We start from the raw sequence: 20001 nt of genomic DNA, 5'->3' as shown, positions 1-20001 counted from the left end.
TCGGCGGCCGTCGCCGGAGCGGTCAACACCCGAACGAAAAACGGACCACCAGGCCACACCACTCCAGCAAGAAAGGCTCCCCGGCAACCAAAGCCGGAGAGCCCTTCCCAAGAACACTCAGCCAGTCACGCCGTCCTGCTCAGCCGCCTTGGCCACCGCGGCCGCCACCTCGGGCGCGACCCTCGGGTCCAACGGGCTGGGCACGATCCGATCCGGCCCGAGATCATCCGAAGCCACCGCCACGATCGCCTCCGCGGCAGCCAGCTTCATGTTCTCCGTGATCGCCCGCGCCCCGGCGTCGAGCGCCCCGCGGAACACCCCGGGGAACGCCAGCACGTTGTTGATCTGGTTCGGGAAGTCGCTCCGCCCGGTCGCGACAATCGCCGCGTGCTGTGCGGCGACCGCCGGGTGCACCTCCGGGTCCGGATTGGACAGCGCGAACACGATCGAGTCGTCCGCCATCGTCGACAGCAGCGCCGGGTCGATCGTCGCCCCGGACAGCCCGAGGAAGACGTCCGCCCCGCGCAGCGCCTCGGCGAGACCGCCGGTGAGCCCGGCCTTGTTCGTGGTCGCCACCAGCTGCCGCTTGATCGGGTTCAGGTCCTCGCGCCCGGCGTGCACGATGCCGCGCGAGTCGAGCACCGTCACGTCCGCGACCCCGGCCGCGAGCAGGATCTTCGCGCAGGCCACCCCAGCCGCGCCCGCCCCGGAGACCACGACCCGCTCACCGGCGATGTCACGGTCGAGCACCAGGTTCGCGCCGCGCAGGGCGGCGAGGGTGACGATCGCGGTGCCGTGCTGGTCGTCGTGCATGACCGGGCAGTCCAGCGCCTCCTTGAGCTTGTCCTCCAGCTCGAAGCAGCGCGGCGCGGAAATGTCCTCCAGGTTGACCGCGCCGAACGACGGGCGCAGCCGCACCAGGGTCTCGACGATCTCGTCGACGTCGGTGGTGTCGAGCACCAGCGGGATCGAGTCCAGCCCGCCGAAGGTCTTGAAGAGGACCGACTTCCCCTCCATGACCGGCAGCGACGCGCTCGCGCCGATGTCCCCGAGGCCGAGCACCGCGGTGCCGTCGCTGACCACTGCCACGAGCCGGTCCGCCCAGGTGTACCGCTTCGCCTTGGCCGCGTCCTCGGCGATCGCGCGGCTCACCTTCGCCACGCCGGGCGTGTAGGCGATCGAGAGGTCGCGCGGGTCGGAGATCGGCCGGGTCGCCGCCACGGAGAGCTTGCCGCCCTCGTGCCCGGTGAAGATCTCGGCGTCGGTCACGGCCTCGACGGTGCTGGCCTGGTCGGTCATCGGGGTTCCTGTCGTGGAAATGACGGAAGCGGGCGGATGGGTCTGGGTCATCGAACGTACTCCTGGGACTGCGAGCGGGGGACCACCTGGTCGACGGGCGAACACGCCCGTCGCGTGTGGGAACTCGTCCTCCGGACGGCAGCCCAGCGCGGTAGCGCCGGCCTGTCGGCGAGGCGTCTGCACGGCCATCCGATCCGTGGGGTGTGGCGATGGCCGCCGACGCTGCGGTTCGTCAATCATGACAGGCCCCCGGTCGCACCCGACCCCTCGGTGCGGCTCATGTCACAGATTCGCTATTCCCAAGACGTCCGTCCGGTTTCGGAAGCAGTTCCGTTCCGGGGCCGCAATTCGCACTCGATAGGGTGGCGGGCATGGACTTCCGCCCGCTCAAGGTCTCCGGCGCTTTCGAGTTCGTCCCGCGTGTCTTCCCCGACGAACGCGGGTTGTTCGTCGCGCCGTTCCAGGAGGAAGCGATCGTCCGCGCCGCCGGACATCCGCTGCGGGTCGCGCAGACGAACCACAGCGTTTCCCGCGCGGGCTCGATCCGCGGCGTGCACTTCGCCGACACCCCGCCCGGACAGGCGAAATACGTCTACTGCCCGATCGGCTCGTTGCTGGACGTGGTGGTGGACCTGCGCGTCGGCTCGCCGACGTTCGGCGAATGGGATTCGGTGCGGCTCGATGCGGCCGAGTTCCGCGCGGTCTACGTGGCGGAAGGCATCGGGCACGCCTTCATCGCGCTGGAAGACAACACCGTGATGGCGTATCTCTGCTCGGAGCCGTACAACCCGGCGCGCGAGCACGGCATCAGCCCGCTCGACCCGGCACTGGACCTTCCCTGGCCGGCGGATCTGACGCCCATTGTGTCCGAAAAGGACGAAGCGGCGCCGACCCTGGCCGAAGCGCTCGGCCAGGGCCTGCTGCCGACATACGCGGATTGCGCGGCGTACTACGAAAAGCTGCGGTCAGCGCACCGCTAGGCGCGCACGCCGTCCTCGGCGATGACCCGTTCGATATTGCGCTCGGCCAGCGCGGTGATCGTCACGAACGGGTTCACGCCGGTGCTGCCCGGAATCAGCGAACCGTCCGTCACGTACAGGTTCCGGTACCCCTTCACGCGCCCGTAGTCGTCGGTCGCGTCGCCGAGCACCAATCCGCCGAGCGGGTGGTAGGTGAAGCGGTTCTCGAACGCCCGCGTGTCGCCGAAGAGGTCGNAAGAGGTCGTAGCGGTAGATCGTGGAGTTCGCCTTGTTGATCCGGTCGAACAGCGATTTCGCCGCGTCGATCGACGGCTGCCCCTGCTCCGGCGTCCACTGCAGTTTCGCCGAATCGCTGACGGCGTCATAGGTGAAGTGGCCGCGTTCGGGGTTCTTGGTGATCGCCAGGTACAGGCTGGCCCACGTTTCGAGTCCGGCGGGCACCGGCGCGATCTCGGCGAACACCGGATGCGCCGGGTTGTCCCAGTCGTCGATGCCGAGCGCGGGCATTCCCGATTCCAGGCTGCCGGTCGTGTCCCACACGTGGTTGGCGCGGCCGAGCATCACGTTGCCGTTGGTGCCCCAGCCCTGGCCGACGGCCTCGGACAGCCGCGGCAGCCGTCCGGTGTCGCGGGCGCGCACCAGCAGTTCGGTCGAGCCGAGGCTGCCCGCGCCGAGGAACAGGTACTTCGTGGACAGGTGTTTGGTGGCGAGCACGTTGCCGAGCGCGTCGGACTCGCGTACTACGAGCGTGTACGTGCCGTCCTGCTGCTGGATGATCTCGCGGACTTCGTGCAGCGTCTGGATGGTCACGTGCCCGGTGCCGAGCGCGGCGGCGAGATACGTCTTGTCCAGCGAGCGTTTGCCGTGGTTGTTGCCATAAATGACCTCGGAAGCCAGCGCCGAGCGTTCGACTGTGCCGGCCTCTTCCTTCTTCAGGTACTCGAAGTCGTAGACGCTCGGTACGAACGTCGTCTTCAGCCCGGTTTTCCGCGCGGCTTTCCGGGAAACGCGCGCGAACTGGTAGGACTTGCAGGTCTCGAACCAGTCCTCGTCGATGTGGTTCACGCCGAGACCAGCGTTGGCGCGCGGATAGTACTTGCCATACATCTCGTCGGCGTCCACCCGCGGCAGGATTTCCTCGAAGTACGAACGCTTCGGCTGCACCGCCATCGCGCCGTTCACCAGCGACCCGCCGCCGACGCCGCGCCCGACGTACACCGACATCCCGCCGTAGTTCACCCGGTCCAGCACCCCGGCGTACGGATCGATGTCGTGGTTCGCGATATCCAGCCACAGGAAGGACGCGAGCGGCGCTTCAGTGCGCTTCTTGAACCACATCGACCGCCGGTCCGGCTTCAGCATGTCGCAGAAGACCTTGCCGTCCGGGCCCGGTTCGTTCCACAGCTGGCCCATTTCGAGCATCACCGTGGGCACGCCCGCCTCGCCGAGCCGCAGCGCGGTGACCGCCGCGCCGTACCCGGTGCCGATCACCACCGCGGGCGAATAGTCCGGCAGCGGTGCAACGGTCGCGGCACGCGCGGTCGTCGCCGAAATGCTGGTCAGTCCGAGGGCCGCGGCGGAGTTCAGCGCGGCGAGGCCGAGAAATCGGCGACGGTTGAGGGAGGCCATGCCCGGCATGCTGACGTGGTCCCGCGCACCCTGGCAAGGCTAAAACGAACGCTATTCGCATTTGCCCAGTAAACGGTGTTAAGTTTCACTCGGCCGGGGTAACGGGACGGACAGGTTTCGCCGGTCAGGCGGCTTTCCGGGGCGTGACCCACACCGTGATCGTCGCGGTGACGACCTCGGTCCCGCGGGCGTCGACGATCCGCACCGGAACCGGAAGATCGAATCCCTCGGGACCGAACTCGGGAAGTTCCGGCAATGCGGCGATCGCCCGGAGCCCCGTTCCGGCTTTCGCGACGTAACTCACTTCCATCCCCTTGGGCAGCCACCGGTGCGTGGCCGGGACGGTGGCCTCGGCCAGCATCCCCATCGCGATCTCGGCGAGGTTGCAGGCGGCGATCGCGTGGAAGGTCCGGATGTGGTTGTGGACACCCCACCACTTCGGCGCGGTCACCGAACAGTGGCCGGGACGGATCTCCCGGATGGTGGGCAGCACGGTGCCGAAGTAGGGCACACGCAGGCACATCGCGGCGGAAAACAGCTGCTTGCCGCCCGGTTTGGCGGCCAGCTTGCGCCACAGCCCGTACGTCGACGGCGTACCCATCAGTCCTCCCGAAGTGAAGTTACTCTCCAGTAGCGAAGCACACGACGAACCTGCCGGGCAAACCCGCCCCGGCTATATTCGGCCGCGTGGCACATCGGCTCTTTCTTCTCCGGCACGGCCAGACCGAATGGTCGTCGAACGGCAAGCACACCGGACGCACCGACATCCCGCTGACCCCGGCGGGCGAGGACCAGGCGCGCGCGGCGGGCGGCACCCTGCGGACCCTGCTCGGCGGGCCCGGGCTGGTGCTCTCCAGCCCTCGCGGCCGCGCGCTGCGCACGGCGGAACTCGCCGGCCTGCGCGTGGACGAGGTCACCGACGACCTCGCCGAATGGGACTACGGCGACTACGAAGGCGTCACCACGCCGACGATCCGCGAGACGGTTCCGGACTGGACAGTCTGGACCCACCCCGTCCCCGGCGGCGAAAGCGCCGACGACGTGCAGGCCCGCGCGGACAAGGTACTCGACCGCGCCCGGCGCGAAATCGAGAACGGCGACGTCGTCCTGGTCGGGCACGGGCACTTCAGCCGCGTGCTCGTCGCGCGCTGGCTCGGCCTTCCCGGCACCTCGGGTGTCCACTTCGGACTGGACCCGGCCGGTCTCGCGGTGCTCGGCGACGAGCGCGGCGAACCGCAGATCGAGCACCTGAACCTGCTGCCCGCGTTGGAGGGATGAAGTGACCGACCCCCGCGTACGGCGGATCCGGCCGGAAGACGTCGACGCCGTCGTGGAACTCGTCTACGCACTGGCCGAATACGAACGCGCCCCGCAGGAATGCCATCTCACCTCCGAGCAGTTGCACGGCGCGCTGTTCGGCGAGGCCCCGGCGTTGTTCGGCCACGTGGCCGAGGTGGACGGCGAGATCGCCGGATTCACCTTGTGGTTCTTGAACTTCTCCACCTGGCGCGGCACGCACGGGATCTACCTGGAAGACCTGTACGTGCGCGAGGAACAGCGCGGTTCGGGCCTCGGCAAGGTGCTGCTGGCGACACTGGCCGCGGAATGCGTCGACAAGGGCTACCACCGGCTGGAGTGGTCGGTGCTGAACTGGAACCCGGCGGTCGGGTTCTACCGGGCGCTGGGAGCACGGCCGCAGGACGAGTGGTCGGTGTATCGGCTGACGGACGAGGCGTTGCGGGGGTTGGCCAAGGAGGCGTAGTCGTGAGTGCTGATCACGGTCAGAACCGTGATCAGCACTCACGAGTCCCTCACGGCGTCGGCAACGGCAGCCCCCGCAGACTCTGGTCCGCCGGCACCACCCCGTCGACCAGATACTCGTCGACCACCTTGTCCACCGCCTTGTTTCCGCCGATGCCGTAGATCCCGTGGTCGCCTTCCCCGGCAACAGTCAGCAACCGCGAGTTCTGAAACTCAGCACGGGCCTTCCGCGCACCCTCGATCGGCGTGGCCGGATCGTGCTCGGACTGCACGATCACCACCGGCGGCACGCCTTTGCCGTTCAGCACCGGCATCGGCCGCGGCTGCCCCGGCCAGAAGGCGCAGACCTGAAGCCCCATCCACAGCGAACTGTGCAGGGTCACGCCCCGGTCGAGATACTCCTGCGACCGGCGGATCAGCGACTGCCGACTGCCCGTCCACGGCCCGTCGTTGCACAGGGTCGTGATCAACGTCGACACCATCGCGTCATCAGCACCGGCCTGAACCGCAAGGTCCATCGGACCGGCTTTCTTCGCTCCCGACAACGTCTTGCCGAGCGCCGCGCGAGCGTCGCCCTTGGCCTGCGCCGAAGCCCGCGCGTCGGTCAGCGTTTTGACCTGGACCAGCACGGCGGCGATCGTCGGGAACTGGCTCTTGGCCTTGAGCGCGCCGACGATGAAGGAGTCCAGCGCGACCGCGCCGAACTTCGTGCCGTTCACCTCGACCGGCTCGCGGGTCAGCGCGTACCGGACGCTTTCGTAGGTTTGCCGGGCCGCCTCGCCGCGGCCGCCGAAATGGTACTTGGCGTCGTAGCGAGCCAGCCAGGGCAGGAAATCCTGGCGCCAGCGGCGTTCGTAGCCCGCCGGCTGGAAGTCGAACGACTGCTGCCAGGTACCGGTGAACTGGGTCGAGGAATCGAGCACGAACCGGCCGGTGTGCTGCGGGAACTGCTGGGCGTAGTGCGCGCCGAGCCAGGTGCCCGCCGAGTATCCGATCCAGTTGATCCGGTCGCGGCCGAGCAGGGTGCGCAGCAGGTCCAGGTCCCGGACGTTCTGGAAGGTGCTGATCAGCTCCCCCAGTTCGCCCGCGGTCTGGTGGCAGGCGGTCGCGACGTACCGGACCGCGTCGACGATCTGGTTCAGATTGCGCGGATCGCGGTCGCGCGGGTCGAGATCGGCGCCAGTACTGGCCGCGCCGCCGCAGGTGACATTGGTGCTGCGGCCGGTGCCGCGGGTGTCGATGCCGATGATCTCCTGGTGCTCGCGCAGTTTGCCCTGGCCGCGCAGTTCGACCGGGAACCAGCGGCCAGGACCGCCGGGACCGCCCGGGTTGGTGAGCACCGACGCCGTCGTGGCTCCGGTGGATTTGAGCCTGCTGATCGCGATGGTCAGGTACTGCCCGTCGTCCGGACGATCCCAGTCCCGGGGCGTGCGATAGGCGGAGCATTCGAGCCCCGAGATATCGGTGCCCGGTGGCAGGTCGGCCAGCTCGTCCGGCGCGCAGGCGTGCCAGTCCAGCGCCTGCCCGGTGTAGCGGGCCGGGATTGTGGCGCTGCCCGCCGCGGCCGGCAGTACCCCGGCGAGCAGCCCGCACACCACCGCCGTGCTGGTCACGACGATACGCAGTCTCCGCATGGGTTCCCCTCTTCGGAATTCGGGTGAATTCGGTTGCGCAGTCCCGATTCCATCGGCTGAGGGGTGCCGCTGCCAGTGCCGTCGCGTCACCTGTCCGCTATGACGTGACGTCACTGTCGCTCAGTCTTGTTCGCGCCGCTCCCGCTCGGCACGCCGTCCCGCGAGACCGCCGCGCTCGGCCGCCTCTTCCTCGGTCTCGTCGTCGTGCATTCCGAGCGCCCACGCCCGCGACGGACGACGGAACAGCAGCACCAGCGCCGCCAGCCCGCACAGCCCGATCGGCACGCCCCACAGCGGCTGCCCGGACGGCCCGAGCAGGTACCAGCCGATCCCGATCAGCAGCAGCGCCACGACGACGCCGGGCGAACGCGCCCACGTCTGGCCGAGCAGCAGTCCGACCGAGGCGGCGAGGAAGACCAGCGCCAGCACCGCGTAGGTGCCGAACTCGGCCCACACGTTGTTGCCGGGCATCGGCGGGTTCCGCAGCCCGTGCACCAGCAGCACCACGCCGAAGACCAGCAGGCCCAGGCCGGGCAGCCCGGTCAGGACGCCGGCGAGACGGACCTCGAACGGGGTGGGCGGCGGGTTCTCGGGATGCGACACGGGCGCGGCCCTTTCAGCTGCTGTGCGGGAACTTTGCGGGGAGCTTCGCCGGGGCACAGCCACCCGACCAGCGCGAGTCACCGTGCGTGAGCACTACTGATCGTATGCCACCCGGTCGGCCGTTTTCCGGGGCGGCGGCCGCGGAGAAAATCGGGGTAGTCGTCGATGAGCGGGCGGTCGGCCCGGGTGCACTTGTCACGACGCGCGGAGTTTTCGCCGTCTGCAGAGGAGGACCGCCCGCCACAGGGTCGCCACAGGTCACCGAGCCGGGACGGCGTGCGCGAGCGGCTGAGCTTCGCGTCACCATGTGGCGCTGAAGGTACGTCCGCCGGGCGGAAAGCACCTACCCTGCGGTAGTGCGCGCCATCCTCGTCGTGAACCCCCAGGCCACCTCGACCACCGCGGGTGGCCGGGACGTGCTGGCGCACGCGCTGGCCAGCCAGGTGAAGCTCGACGTCGTCGAAACCGACTACCGCGGGCACGCGCTCGCGGTGGCCCGTTCGGCGGCCCGCGACGGTTTCGACCTGGTCGTGGCGCACGGCGGCGACGGCACGGTCAACGAGGTCGTCAACGGCCTCCTCGCCGATTCCGCGGGCGCTCCCGGACGCTCCGGGTCGGTGCCGATGCTCGGCGTCGTGCCGGGCGGCTCGGCCAACGTGTTCGCCCGCGCGGTCGGCCTTCCCGCCGATCCGGTCGAGGCGACCCACCAACTGCTCACCGCGCTGGAAACCGAACGGAGCAGGCGGATCGGCCTCGGGCTGGCCGACGGGCACTGGTTCACCTTCAACGCGGGCCTCGGCTGGGACGCCGACGTCGTCGGCCGCGTCGCGAAACGACGCGGCAAGCAAACCAGCGCGAGCCTTTACCTGCGGGCCGCGGTGCGCTCCTACTTCCGTCCGCCGCTCGGGCGCCCGGCGCTGACCGTCCGGATCCCGGGCGAGGAACCGGCCGAGGCGGTGACCGCGTTCGTGTCCAACACCGATCCGTGGACTTACCTCGGGGAACGTCCGGTCCATCTCAACTCCGGCTGCTCGTTCGAGACCGGATTGGGCCTGTTCGCGTTGAACGGTCTGCGATTGCCCACCGTGTTCACGCATGTACGGCAAGCTCTGCTCACGGAGAGCGATCAGCGCGGCCGCCGGCTGCTCCGCCGCGACGATGTGCCACTGATCCGCATCGACGCAGCTGAACCGGTCAACTTCCAGGTCGACGGGGACCTGGTCGGGCAACGCACCCGAGTCGAGTTTCAGAGCGTCCCGGATGCACTCACCGTAGTCGGATGACGAAGTGAACGCTGATCGCCTGCGGCAAAGTGCGTTCTGCCGCTCGGCGACGCAAACCCTCCGTTCACCGCACCGGCCTTCCGGCGAGCGGAGCTTTTCAGAACGAAACCGCAGGTCAGAGGCATAGCTCGGCCGGGTGAGCTGACTCACCGATCTTGTCGAAACCCTTGTCGAACGCGGTGCTTCGTGAAAGCATTCACAAGCACCCAAAAACACGACCGCCACTACTGTGGCGCGGCCCTCCCGCGTCACTGTGAAGGAGCTCACGAACATGGACTGGCGCCACGACGCGGCCTGCCGAGACGAGGACCCCGAGCTGTTCTTCCCGGTGGGAACCAGCGGTCCGGCTCTGTTGCAGGTCTCCGAGGCGAAGGCCGTGTGCCACCGCTGCCCCGCAGCGTCTGACTGCCTGGCCTGGGCTCTGGCCAGCGGCCAGGACGCAGGCGTCTGGGGCGGAATGAGCGAAGACGAGCGACGCGCGCTCAAGCGCCGCCGTACGCACATCGGCACGCGTACCACCGCCTGAGTCTTTTCGACTCAGCTGCAGCACCCAGAATCGCAAGCACCACCACTTCGGACCGGACTTTCGCCCGGCGGGCATTCGCGTGCCCGTGCCGCACATGGCGACATATACCCGGTTCGAGCGTAACAACCGAGGTCGGCCACCCCGCATCCGGGTGCCGCCTCGCCAAGGACTATCCCAGTCCTCCCGCGGAACGTTGAACGGGCCGGTACCGCCGAGCTTCACTGGTACCGGCCCTTCAACGCGTCTGGGGTCCGAGGCGGCCGCCTCAGGCCTCTCGTGCCCAGCGCACGTACCGCGTCTTCGCCGCGAACCCGGCGCGCTCGAAAACCCCGGAAGCCCCAGCAGCGCTCGCCGCATCAACGGTGAGGCTGGCTTGGTCGTACCCGTTCGCGGCGGCGGCCCGCAGCGATGCCCGCGCTGGCAAGTCCGCGGTTCCGGTAGCCGGGAATGGTGCCGATGTGCGCGTCGCGAATGCCGGTCGCCTCGGTGTCGGCCACCCAGGACAGGGTCAGCACGAGACTCACCGGAGCACCGGTTGTCTTGTCCCGCAGCAGAAAACTGTTCTCCGGCTGAAGGGTGTGGTTGACGAACTTGTTCTGTCACGCGTCCGGGGTCGCGCCCCAGTGGCCCGGAAAGGACTCGTTGCGCACGAGCCGGAACTCCTCGTCAAGGTCCTGGGTCCACTGTTCGACCTGGAATCCGTCCGGGATGGACTCCTCGCCGGACGTCCCGAATGGATGTTCCATGCGCTGGAAGTAGCGGGCGGGCGAAAATCCTTGTGCGACAAAGAGTTCTTTCGCCCCGGCGATGTGCTCGGCCTGGTGGATGTCGATGGCGCTTGTCCGGCGCCGTCGAACGCGGCGATCAGGCCTTGAAGAGCTGCATCGGCGGTGTAGTTTGCGCCGATGACGTCGGCCGTTTCGATGGCGTTGAGCAGATCGGCCGCCGCTTGAGGGCAGGCTGTCGCCGGATTTCCTAGAGCCGCCGGGACAACGGGATCCGCAGCGCCGCTTCGGTGCCTGGCACCCGGTTGCCCGCCTCGTCGGTCCGGACCTGGCGCAGCGAAAGCGACCCGCGCAGCTCCGATTCCACCAGCGTCCGCACGATCTGCAGCCCGAGCCCGTCGCTGCGCTCCAGCGAGAACCCGGACGGCAGGCCCCGGCCGTTGTCGCGGATCAGGATGTCCAGCCAGCGCGCCGACCGCTCCACGATCAGCTCGACCTTGCCCGGCCGCCCCTGCGGGAACGCGTGCTCGATCGCGTTCTGCACGAGTTCGGCCAGCACCATCACCAGCGGCGTCGCGATCTCGGCCACGACCACGCCGAACGAGCCCTTGCGGGTGAGCCCGACCTGCGATTCCGCGGTGGCGACCTCGCCGACCATTGGGAGCACGTTGTCGAGCAGTTTGTCCAGGTCCACGCGCTCGTCGACGGAGATCGACAGCGCCTCGTGCACCATCGCGATCGACGACACCCGCCGCACCGATTCGCCCAGCGCCAGCCGGGCCTCCTCGCTCGTGGTGCGCCGCGACTGCAGCCGCAGCAACGCGGCGACGGTCTGCAGATTGTTCTTCACGCGGTGATGGATCTCGCGGATCGTGGCGTCCTTCGACATCAGCGCACGGTCGCGGCGCTTGACCTCGGTGACGTCACGGACCAGCACCAACGCGCCCGCGGGCTGTCCGGCCGGGCGCAGCGGCAGCGCCCGGAACAGCACGACCGCGCCCCGCTTCGAGTCGGCCTCGGTGCGGGTGGACGGCTTGCCGTCGAGGGCCTCGATGATCCGGTGCGACACCTCGGTGGCGTCGAACGGGTCGCGGATCAGCGACCGGGTGAGCGGGGCCAGCCGCTGCCCGACGAGGTCGGATTCGTGGCCCATCCGATGGTAGGCGGACAGGCCGTTGGGGCTGGCGAACACGACGGTGCCTGCTTGGTCGAGCCGGACGAGACCGTCGCCGACGCGCGGGCTGGTGTGCGTGTCGGTCTGGTTGCCCCCGGCCGGTGGGAAGGTGCCGTCCACGATCATCTGGCACAGGTCGCCCGCGCTGCCGAGGTACGCGATCTCCAGCGGGCTCGGCACGCGCGGCGCGGCGAGGTTGGTCTCGCGGCTCAGTACGGCGACCACCTCGCCGGCGAAGCTCACCGGCACCGCTTCGCGGCGCATCGGCAGGTCGCGGTACCAGTGCGGGTCTTCCTCGCGGCAGATCTTGACCTCGCGCATGGCCTTGGCCAGCTGCGGGTGCTCGTCCACGGTGAACCGGGTGCCGACGACGTCCTCGGGATGCGCGGTGGGCGCGGTGGTCGGCCGGGCGTGCGCGACGCACACGAAATCGCCGCCGTCGGGCTGGTGTTCGGCGGAAACCGGAACCCAGAGCAGGAAGTCGGCGAACGAAAGGTCGGCCAGCAGCTGCCACTCCGCGACGACGGTCTGCAGATGGTCGGCCGCTTCGCCGGGGAGGCCGGTGTTCTCGGCGAGCAGGTCGGAAAGGGTCGACACGGCTACCGGCCGTCCTCGAATGCGGTGTGTTCGTTCATGCCTGCGCACCTCCTGAGTTCATCCAACCAGAGCGTAGGCGCGGGTGCCGCCGAGGAGCGCGGGGGCCGCATGACACACTGGAACGGTTGACCCGTTCCCGGTCGGTGTGTCGAACCCCGCCCCGGGACATGCAGCGGACACCCGAGGAGAGAACATGTCGAAGCGCGCCCGCAAGCGTCGCGACCGCAAGAAGAACGGCGCCAACCACGGCAAGAAGCCCAACGCCTGAGTCCGCGCCCGGACGTGACACGGCCCCCGCACCGGATCGGTACGGGGGCCGTTGTCGTGTGTGGTGCTCAGTCGCTGGTGGTGCGCTGCTCCACGGTGATCTCGGTGCGCTCCACGGTGACGCCGCCCTGGGTGGCGACGGTCTGCCGGATGGAGGCGCGCAGCCTGCTCTTCAGCTCCGCCGGGGCGAGGTCGCCGCCGCACTTGCGGGCAAGCAGGTGCTTGATCTGCTCGTCGATGCCGTATTCCTCAAGGCACGGCGGGCAGTCCTCGATGTGCCTGCGCAGTTCCGCGTCCCGCTCCGGACTGCACTCGCGGTCCAGCAGCAGGTAGATCTCCGCGAGCGCGTCCTCGCAGGGCATCTTCTCCGCGGGCACGTCTTCCGAGCTCATCGTTTCGCCACCTCCTCGCGGTTCCCCCGGATGAAGCCGCGCTCGCGCGCGACGTCGGCCAGCAGGTCGCGCAGCTGGGCGCGGCCGCGGTGCAGCCTGGACATCACGGTGCCGATCGGAGTGTCCATGATCTCGGCGATCTCCTTGTACGCGAAGCCCTCGACGTCGGCGAGGTAAACCGCGAGCCGGAACTCCTCAGGCAGCTTCTGCAAAGCGGCCTTGACGTCGGTGTCCGGGAGATTGTCCATCGCCTCGACCTCGGCCGAGCGAAGGCCGCTCGAGGTGTGGCTTTCCGCCCGGGCGATCTGCCAGTCGCTGATCTCGTCGGTCGGCTGCTGCACCGGCTGCCGCTGACGCTTGCGGTAGCCGTTGATGTAGGTGTTGGTGAGGATGCGGTACATCCACGCCTTGAGGTTCGTGCCCGCCTTGAAGGACGCGAACGCCGCGTACGCCTTCAGGTAGGTCTCCTGGACCAGGTCCTCGGCGTCGGAGGGGTTGCGGGTCATCCGCATCGCGGCCGCGTATAGCTGGTCGAGCAGGGGCATCGCGTCGCGCTCGAAGCGCTCCGCGAGCTCCAGTTCGTCGGCCGCCGTCTCCGGCGCGGAGTTGGGGGTGCTCGGCAAACCGTTCCCTTCCCGTTCGGCGTCGATGCGCGTTTGCGCATACGGCAGTACCGAGTTTACGCGGGGATTCGGAAAGCCGGTCCCGGGACGGCTCCTTGCGGGGCGGGGGGTGGCGAGCGTGGTGGTCACGCTGTCTTCAACAGAGAGTGCCGACCAGGCATTCCCGAGCTGTTTCGTAGACTCCCCGGCATGGCGGGCAAGGGCACTCCGGCGACGGCGCTGCTGCAGAAGCAGAAGGTGGCGCACACCGTGCACACCTACGACCACGACCCCCGGGCGGAGTCGTTCGGCCTGGAGGCGGTGGAAGCGCTGGGCCTGGAGCCCGGCCGGGTGTTCAAAACGCTGGTCGCGGACGTGGACGGGAAACTGGTCGTCGGCGTGGTGCCGGTCACCGGCCAGCTGGACCTGAAGGCACTCGCCGCGGCGGCCGGGGGCAAAAAGGCGAAAATGGCCGACCCGGCCGCGGCCCAGCGGGCCACCGGATACGTCCTCGGCGGGATCTCGCCGCTCGGCCACCGGAGCCGCCTGCCCGTGGTCCTGGACGGCTCGGCACTGGACCACCCCACGATGTTCTGCTCCGGCGGCCGGCGCGGGCTAGAGGTGGAACTGGACCCGGCCGAACTGGTCCGGCTGACCGGCGCGGTCGTGGCCGGGATCGCGGCGGGTTAAGCGGCTTCGGGCGCCTCGGGTACTTCGAGGACGAAGAACAGGAAGCAGAGGAAAGCTTCCTTGCCCTGCATCTCCTCGGGGAACTTCTCCTGGGCGCCCGCCGCCGGGTACGGCTCGCTGATCACCGACACGCGGAAACCGGCCCGGGTGAAGTCGTCGGTCATCGCGTGCAGCGGCCGGTGCCAGTACGCGAGCACGCCCTGTTGCCCGTTGAAGGTGTATTCCTCGGACCACCGTTCGACGGCGAAGTAGTTGCCCTCGGGGTGGACGAATTTGTAGAGGAGCGGGTGGTTGACGGCCAGGATCAGCCGCCCGCCGGGCCGGATGATCCGCCGCAGCTCGGCCAGCGGGGCGGTCCAGTCCTCCAGGTAGTGCAGCACCAATGCCGCGACGACGTCGTCGAACTGCTGGTCGGCGTAGGGCAGCGGCTGGCTGATGTCGGCGACCCGGAGGTCCGCGTCCTCGCCGAGTCTTTTCCGGGCCAGCTCGACCATGGTGGCACTGAAATCGAAGCCGCTCACCCGCGCGCCGCGATCCCTCAGCGAGGCGGAAAGCGGTCCGGCTCCGCAGCCCGCGTCGAGGATCTTCCGGCCTGCCACGTCGCCAACGAGGTCCAGAATCGCGGGGCGGGTGTAATAGGCGTTGATGAGACTGTGCTCGGTTTCGATCGCGTAGGCCTCGCCGAAAGTGTCGTAGTCGTTGGCGAGGGTCTCTTCGGAAGCGTTGGCAGCCATGGATCCACCCTGGCACGGGTTTACCCATTGCCCGCCGCTTGCAGCCGCAGCCGCAGCCGTTGCCGCAGCCGCTGCCGCCGCTTGCAGCCGCAGCCGTTGCCGCAGCCGTTGCCGCTGCCGCTGCCGCTGCCGCTGCCGCTGCCGCTGCCGCGGACCGAAGAAGACGGCGCGCACCCCCGCCCGCCACGGGGGTGTCCTTATGTGGCCGTCAAGCCGCGGTGGGGACAAAGACATGCCGGGCCTGGCGACCACAGCTCCTTGATCAGAAACTGCGAAAACGATAACGGGGGCTGCCCTTGCCCAGTCTATCCGCCAGCACCCGCGCAGGACCGGGCTCTCCTTGAGTTGCCCACAGGCTCACCAGGTTGTGGATAACTCGACCGAACAGGTGCTGGCCTGCGGATTCTTCGCAGACGATTATCCACAGGCCGCCGCGACGGCACAGTCGGAAAACGCGCCAGACAATGCGGCAGGCACATCGAGACAGCCGCGGTCCGCACTGGCCAGTTCGCGTCGGCTCAGAGGTGCGTGAGGGGAACCCTGAGGGAATCAGATTTCCCCTCCCGCACCTCCACCGCGGCCAAACCGAGGCCATCACAGATGCGGCCGGACAACCCGCCCCAGCCACTCCGCGGCAGCCCGCGCCACCGCGTCCAAATCGCCGGCCAGCGTGTGGTCCCCCGCCACCATGACGACCTCATGATGCGGAGCCGCCGAAGGCCGCCCGAACGGGTCCCGCTCACCCTGGATCACCAGTGCGGGGACCTCGACCGCGTCCAACTCGGCTTGCCGCGACTTCTCCGGCTTCCCCGGCGGATGTTCCGGAAAAGCCAGGCAGAGCACCGCGACCGCCTGCCCGGCCGAAGCTGTCCGGCAGGCGACCCTGGCTCCGGAAGAACGACCGCCGAACACCAGCGGCAAATCGTCGAACCGGGCGGAGATCTCGTCCGCCACCGTCAGCCACGCCGTGTCCAGCTGCTTGGCCGGGGCCGGAGCCCGGCGGCCGGCCACCCGGTACGGCTGTTCCACCAGCGCCACATGCGTCCCGGCCGCCTTCGCCGCCTGGGCTACCGCGACGAGGTCCTTCGCCCCGATGCCGCCGCCCGCGCCGTGGCCGAGCAGCAGCACCGCGTCGCCGTCGGGCGCGCAATGCAGTTCGACTCGCGCGAGCCCGTGTTCGGTGTCGATCTCAAGCGTGGTCATGGCAGGTCGAACAGCGAGTCGACGGGTTGCTCGGTTTCCGTGCGCCGCAGCAGTTCCGGGCCGTTGTTGCGGACGTTGTTCACCAGGCTCGACACCGGCCGCAGCTCCAGCGCTTCCACGACCGCGGGCGAGGTCGGCACCATCAGTTCGTCCACTTCGGAGCGGTCCGGGTCGAGCCAGCCCGCCCAGTGCTCGTGCGGCACGATCAGCGGCATCCGGTGGTGGACGTCGGTGAGCTGCCCCTCGGCGTCCGTCGTCAGGATCGAGAAGGTGATCAGCGGTTCGGCGCCGGCGTCGTCCTTCGGCCGCCAGCTTTCCCAGATTCCGCCGAAGGCGAGCGATTTTCCGGAGGGATCCGTCATGTAGAACGGCTCCTTCTCCTTGCCGGTGCGCCGCCACTCGAACCAGCCGTCGGCGGGAACGAGGCAGCGCCGCGACGCCAGCGCGCGCTTGAACGCGGGCTTCTCCTTCGCGGTTTCCGCACGGGTGTTGATCATCCGCGAACCCGCCGAAGGATCCTTGGCCCAGAACGGAACCAGGCCCCACCGCATGATCCGCAGCGAGCGCTCCGCCGGTTCGTCTTCCAGGACGAGCCCCTCGGCGTCGCGGGGATGCCGCTGCACCACGGTCACCACGTTCTTGGTCGGCGCGACGTTGTGGTCCGCTCGCGCCCGGCCCTCGGTCAGGTCGACCGCGGCGAACTCCTCGACCAGCTTCGCCGGGTCTTTCGTCGCGGCGTAACGGCCGCACATGCCAACCTCCTCGGGGTGCCTCGGGCGCCATCGTCGCATGCAAACCGGGCCCGGCGCGACTGGCATGGGATCATTCGACCAGGCAAAGGGCGACCGGGAGGACGTGGGCGGCTTGGGGCGAGGCGACTGGAGGCGGCTGGACGAATCCGACGTGCGGGTGCGTCCCGGCAAGGGCACCAGGCCACGCAGCAAGCGCAGGCCCGAGCACGCCGACGCGGTCACCGCGATGGTGATCGGCAAGGACCGCGGCCGCTGGACGTGCGCGGTCGACGCCGATCCGGGGCACGTCGTGATGGCCATGCGAGCCCGCGAAATGGGCCGCGTTTCGGTGGTCGTCGGAGACCTGGTCGCGCTGGTCGGCGACGTGTCCGGACGGCCGGACACGCTCGCCAGGATCGTCCGCGTCGACGAGCGCACCAGCGTGCTGCGCCGCACCGCCGACGACACCGACCCGTACGAACGCGTGGTCGTCGCCAACGCCGCGCAGCTGCTGATCGTCACCTCGCTGGCCGATCCCCTTCCCCGCCCCGGATTCATCGACCGCTGCCTCGTCGCGTGCTACGCGGGCGGCCTGGAACCCGTGCTGTGCCTGACCAAAGCCGACCTCGCCAGCCCGGATTCGCTGCTCGCCGGCTACGCGGGCCTCGACGTCCCGGCCATCGTCACCCGGCACGACGAGGAACCCGAGGGCCTGCGCGAACGCCTCGCCGGCCGGACCACCGCCCTCGTCGGACACTCCGGAGTCGGCAAGTCGACATTGGTCAACCGCCTGGTGCCCGCCGCCGAACTGGCGACCGGCGACGTCAGCTCGGTCGGCAAGGGACGGCACACCTCGGTCGCCGCGGTGGCGCTGCCGCTGGCGGGCGGCGGCTGGGTGGTCGACACCCCCGGCGTCCGGTCCTTCGGGCTCGCGCACGTGACCGCGGACGACATCGTGAACGCCTTCGAGGAGTTCGCCGAGGCCGCCGAGGAATGCCCGCCGAACTGCGGCCACCTCGGCCCGCCCGAGGACCCGGACTGCGCGCTGGACGACGTGGTCGCCGACGGAAACGCCGGAGCGGAGCGGCTGGCTTCGCTGCGCAGGCTCCTGGTGTCGCGCTCGGGCGGCAGCGGGGACATCCGCACCGAATCGTGACCTGAATGGCGTAACCCCTGGCGTCGGCCGCCGATACGGAGTGCGACAGCACTCAAGTCCAGGGGGAAATTCCATGCGGCTCCGTGGTGGCACCGCGGCCGTTTGCGCCGCGCTCACGCTGGCTGGATGCGGCGCGCCCGCGGCGTCGGCGGCGAAGCCGTTCACCGATGCCGGATCGCTCGCCGCGGCCGTCCGCCAGAGCCTCGGCAAGACCGGCACGGTGCGGCTGGTCATGTCCGAAGAGAGCGGCACGAAAGCAACCGAAGTCGAGGTCGGCCTCCTCTACAACGGCCCGCACACCGCGGTCGACCTGCGCCTGTCCAACGGCAGCGAAATGCGCATGGCCGGCGAGACGCTGTTCTTCAAGCCGCCCAGCGCACAGCCCGACCAGCTCGGCTCCGCTCGCCGGTGGATCCGGTTCTTCCCGCTCGCCGCCGACATCTACTCCAGGGCGTTCTGGACGCTCGCGAAGCAAACCGCCGAGCAGACCGACCCGCTGCGCACCGTCGACCAGCTCGGCCAAGCCGGCGAACTGACCGGGTCGGAGCAGGTCCAACTCGACGGCCGCAAGCTCACGCACTACCGCGCGCGGCTTGATTTCGACCGGGTCTCGAACCATCTGATCGGATTCATCGCCGACGAGTCGCAGTACCGGATCCGGTCGCGACTGGCCGGAAAGGGGGTCCGGATCCCGCTGGACCTGTGGCTCGACGACTATCAGCGGCCGGTCAAGGTCACCCTGGACGAACGGCCCATGACCCGGTTCGACCCCGACGTGACCGGCTCCGTGCTGACCGTGCAGTACCGCCGCTGGGGCACTCCGGTCGAGGTCGCGGCTCCGGCTGCGGAACTGGTGGACAACCTGGGCGGATAAGATAAACCGGAAGAAACCTCTCCGGCGGAGGGAACCTTTTCCCGCCGGACAGCGTCACAGGAGCAACCTCGCGGAGTCACCCCGCCAGTGGCCCGCGCGCCGGAACGCAAGGACGCGGCCCCATGGCCGGCCGGCGACAACGCAGGTGAAAGACCGATTCCTTCCTAGGGGGAGAACGATGCGCAAGACCACGACGTTCGCTGTCGCCGCCGGTGCGGCGCTGGCGCTGGTGCTGACCGGCTGCGGCTCGAGCGCCGAGAACGGCACCGCCGCCCCGGCCGGGCAGTCCAAGGACGGCGGGTCCGGCCTGGCGTCGCCGTTCAGCGACGCGCTCAAGCTGGCCGACGCGGCCAAGCAGGGTACGGAGAAGGCCAAGTCGGCGAAGATGTCGATGGACATGTCCATGGGCGGCCAGTCGATGAAGGCCGAGGGTTCGATGCGCTTCGACGGCGAGAACTCCGCCATGACGATGACCATGGACTCCCCGCAGGGCGCCACCGAGATGCGCTACGTCGACAAGACCCTCTACATGAAGGTCCCGGCCGCGCAGGCCAAGCAGTTCGGCACCGACAAGCCGTGGCTGAAGATCTCGCCGGACGCCACCGACCCGATGTCGCAGTCGTTCAGCAAGGCGATGGCGCAGTCGACCCAGCAGAGCGACCCGACGCAGATCCTCGACCAGGTCTCCAAGACCGGCCAGATCATCGGGGCCGACCAGGTCGACCTGAACGGCGAGAAGGTCAACCACTACAAGGTCGAACTGGACGTCAGCAAGTCCATCGAGACCTACGCCAAGGGCCAGCCCGCCGAGGTCCAGGAGCAGATGAAGAAGATGCTCGCGGGCAAGAACATCAAGATCCCGGCCGAGATCTGGATCGACAAGGACCAGCTTCCGCTGCAGGTCACCATGGACCAGTCCGAGATGATGAAGTCGCTCGGCGCGTCGACGGGTTCGGGCGCCGCCGCTGCCGCCGGCGGCAAGATCACCGTCAAGTACACCGACTGGGGCAAGCCGGTCGACGTGGCCGCGCCTGCCGCCGACCAGGTCACCGACTTCGGCGAGATCATGAAGAAGCTGGGGCACTGATCCCTTCGGCTTTTCGCGGGCCCCGAGCCATTCCGGCTCGGGGCCCGTTTTTTG

At 69.1% G+C, this 20001-nt stretch carries 22 protein-coding genes and 1 pseudogene; 10 read left to right on the top strand and 13 right to left on the bottom strand.

Annotated elements, in window-relative coordinates:
- Positions 1–117: 117 nt before the first annotated feature.
- Complete coding sequence (locus A4R44_RS02795; RefSeq protein ID WP_067576074.1) at positions 118–1299, bottom strand: NADP-dependent malic enzyme; 1182 nt, start codon at positions 1297–1299, stop codon at positions 118–120.
- Between the two features lie 371 nt (positions 1300–1670).
- Here A4R44_RS02795 and A4R44_RS02790 point away from each other — a divergent pair, with 371 nt between their 5' ends.
- Positions 1671–2279, top strand: a complete 609-nt coding sequence (locus A4R44_RS02790; protein ID WP_067576072.1) for a dTDP-4-dehydrorhamnose 3,5-epimerase family protein — start codon at positions 1671–1673, stop codon at positions 2277–2279.
- Here the strand turns inward: A4R44_RS02790 and A4R44_RS02785 are convergent.
- Positions 2276–3908, bottom strand: a pseudogene (locus tag A4R44_RS02785) (GMC oxidoreductase). The gene A4R44_RS02790 and the pseudogene A4R44_RS02785 sit on opposite strands and share 4 nt — an antisense overlap.
- Positions 3909–4032: 124 nt before the next feature.
- Positions 4033–4509 carry a hotdog fold domain-containing protein gene (locus A4R44_RS02780; RefSeq protein WP_067576070.1) on the bottom strand — a complete coding sequence of 159 codons (477 nt, stop codon included), beginning with the start codon at positions 4507–4509 and terminating at the stop codon, positions 4033–4035.
- An 86-nt stretch (positions 4510–4595) separates the two neighbouring features.
- Between A4R44_RS02780 and A4R44_RS02775 the strand changes: the two genes are divergently transcribed.
- Positions 4596–5186, top strand: coding sequence for an acid phosphatase (locus A4R44_RS02775; RefSeq protein WP_067576068.1), 591 nt, complete (start codon positions 4596–4598; stop codon positions 5184–5186).
- Between the two features lies 1 nt (position 5187).
- Positions 5188–5670: a GNAT family N-acetyltransferase gene (locus tag A4R44_RS02770; RefSeq protein ID WP_067576066.1), complete on the top strand. Its 483-nt coding sequence runs from the start codon at positions 5188–5190 to the stop codon at positions 5668–5670.
- A gap of 49 nt (positions 5671–5719) precedes the next feature.
- Here A4R44_RS02770 and A4R44_RS02765 read toward each other — a convergent pair whose 3' ends face one another.
- Both A4R44_RS02765 and A4R44_RS02760 read right to left on the bottom strand, forming a co-directional pair.
- Positions 5720–7303: an alpha/beta hydrolase gene (locus A4R44_RS02765; RefSeq protein ID WP_067576064.1), complete on the bottom strand. Its 1584-nt coding sequence runs from the start codon at positions 7301–7303 to the stop codon at positions 5720–5722.
- A 120-nt stretch (positions 7304–7423) separates the two neighbouring features.
- Positions 7424–7906 carry a hypothetical protein gene (locus A4R44_RS02760; protein ID WP_067576062.1) on the bottom strand — a complete coding sequence of 161 codons (483 nt, stop codon included), beginning with the start codon at positions 7904–7906 and terminating at the stop codon, positions 7424–7426.
- Positions 7907–8262: 356 nt separating this feature from the next.
- On the opposite strand from A4R44_RS02760, the gene A4R44_RS02755 reads away from it, so the two are divergent.
- Positions 8263–9189: a diacylglycerol kinase family protein gene (locus A4R44_RS02755; protein ID WP_067576060.1), complete on the top strand. Its 927-nt coding sequence runs from the start codon at positions 8263–8265 to the stop codon at positions 9187–9189.
- 271 nt (positions 9190–9460) lie between these two features.
- Positions 9461–9715: a WhiB family transcriptional regulator gene (locus A4R44_RS02750; RefSeq protein ID WP_009082948.1), complete on the top strand. Its 255-nt coding sequence runs from the start codon at positions 9461–9463 to the stop codon at positions 9713–9715.
- Positions 9716–10071: 356 nt separating this feature from the next.
- On the opposite strand, the gene A4R44_RS49890 is transcribed toward A4R44_RS02750, so the two are convergent.
- The 3 genes from A4R44_RS49890 to A4R44_RS02745 all read right to left on the bottom strand — a co-directional run bounded on the left by A4R44_RS49890 (position 10072) and on the right by A4R44_RS02745 (position 12211).
- Positions 10072–10239, bottom strand: a complete 168-nt coding sequence (locus A4R44_RS49890; RefSeq protein ID WP_232791473.1) for a hypothetical protein — start codon at positions 10237–10239, stop codon at positions 10072–10074.
- Between the two features lie 75 nt (positions 10240–10314).
- On the bottom strand, positions 10315–10461 hold the full coding sequence (locus A4R44_RS49885) for a hypothetical protein (RefSeq protein ID WP_232791472.1): 147 nt from the start codon (positions 10459–10461) through the stop codon (positions 10315–10317).
- Positions 10462–10690: 229 nt separating this feature from the next.
- Positions 10691–12211, bottom strand: coding sequence for a sensor histidine kinase (locus A4R44_RS02745; protein ID WP_067576058.1), 1521 nt, complete (start codon positions 12209–12211; stop codon positions 10691–10693).
- A 193-nt stretch (positions 12212–12404) separates the two neighbouring features.
- Here A4R44_RS02745 and A4R44_RS52150 point away from each other — a divergent pair, with 193 nt between their 5' ends.
- Entirely contained in the window at positions 12405–12479 is a 75-nt protein-coding gene (locus tag A4R44_RS52150; protein WP_098515123.1) for a 50S ribosomal protein bL37, read from the top strand.
- 67 nt (positions 12480–12546) lie between these two features.
- Here A4R44_RS52150 and rsrA read toward each other — a convergent pair whose 3' ends face one another.
- Together rsrA and A4R44_RS02735 are read right to left on the bottom strand one after the other, a co-directional pair.
- The gene (gene rsrA, locus A4R44_RS02740; protein WP_067576056.1) at positions 12547–12870 is read right to left on the bottom strand and encodes a mycothiol system anti-sigma-R factor; all 324 of its coding nucleotides are present in this window, start codon (positions 12868–12870) and stop codon (positions 12547–12549) included.
- Positions 12867–13493, bottom strand: a complete 627-nt coding sequence (locus A4R44_RS02735) for a sigma-70 family RNA polymerase sigma factor (RefSeq protein ID WP_037355674.1) — start codon at positions 13491–13493, stop codon at positions 12867–12869. Before A4R44_RS02735 ends, rsrA begins: the two co-directional genes overlap by 4 nt.
- Before the next feature lie 189 nt (positions 13494–13682).
- On the opposite strand from A4R44_RS02735, the gene ybaK reads away from it, so the two are divergent.
- A complete protein-coding gene (ybaK, locus tag A4R44_RS02730; protein ID WP_037816530.1) occupies positions 13683–14162 on the top strand; it encodes a Cys-tRNA(Pro) deacylase in 480 nt (159 codons plus the stop codon).
- Here the strand turns inward: ybaK and A4R44_RS02725 are convergent.
- From A4R44_RS02725 to A4R44_RS02715, 3 genes are all read right to left on the bottom strand, one after another.
- Complete coding sequence (locus tag A4R44_RS02725; protein WP_067576054.1) at positions 14159–14896, bottom strand: class I SAM-dependent methyltransferase; 738 nt, start codon at positions 14894–14896, stop codon at positions 14159–14161. The genes ybaK and A4R44_RS02725 overlap by 4 nt on opposite strands.
- A gap of 594 nt (positions 14897–15490) precedes the next feature.
- On the bottom strand, positions 15491–16099 hold the full coding sequence (locus A4R44_RS02720; protein WP_067576052.1) for an alpha/beta family hydrolase: 609 nt from the start codon (positions 16097–16099) through the stop codon (positions 15491–15493).
- Entirely contained in the window at positions 16096–16851 is a 756-nt protein-coding gene (locus A4R44_RS02715; RefSeq protein WP_067576050.1) for an SOS response-associated peptidase, read from the bottom strand. The genes A4R44_RS02720 and A4R44_RS02715 overlap by 4 nt, the downstream gene beginning before the upstream one ends.
- Positions 16852–16915: 64 nt before the next feature.
- Between A4R44_RS02715 and rsgA the strand changes: the two genes are divergently transcribed.
- The 3 genes from rsgA to A4R44_RS02700 all read left to right on the top strand — a co-directional run bounded on the left by rsgA (position 16916) and on the right by A4R44_RS02700 (position 19947).
- Entirely contained in the window at positions 16916–17986 is a 1071-nt protein-coding gene (gene rsgA / locus A4R44_RS02710; protein WP_369805801.1) for a ribosome small subunit-dependent GTPase A, read from the top strand.
- A gap of 73 nt (positions 17987–18059) precedes the next feature.
- Entirely contained in the window at positions 18060–18860 is an 801-nt protein-coding gene (locus tag A4R44_RS02705) for a hypothetical protein (RefSeq protein WP_067576048.1), read from the top strand.
- Between the two features lie 178 nt (positions 18861–19038).
- Positions 19039–19947: a hypothetical protein gene (locus A4R44_RS02700; protein WP_067576046.1), complete on the top strand. Its 909-nt coding sequence runs from the start codon at positions 19039–19041 to the stop codon at positions 19945–19947.
- Positions 19948–20001 lie beyond the last annotated feature (54 nt).

Origin of the sequence: Amycolatopsis sp. M39 (genome assembly GCF_001651785.1) — a bacterium.
Taxonomy (GTDB): domain Bacteria; phylum Actinomycetota; class Actinomycetes; order Mycobacteriales; family Pseudonocardiaceae; genus Amycolatopsis; species Amycolatopsis rubida.
Note: the sequence above shows the minus strand (reverse complement) of the source record. Positions and strands in the feature narration are given on the sequence as shown.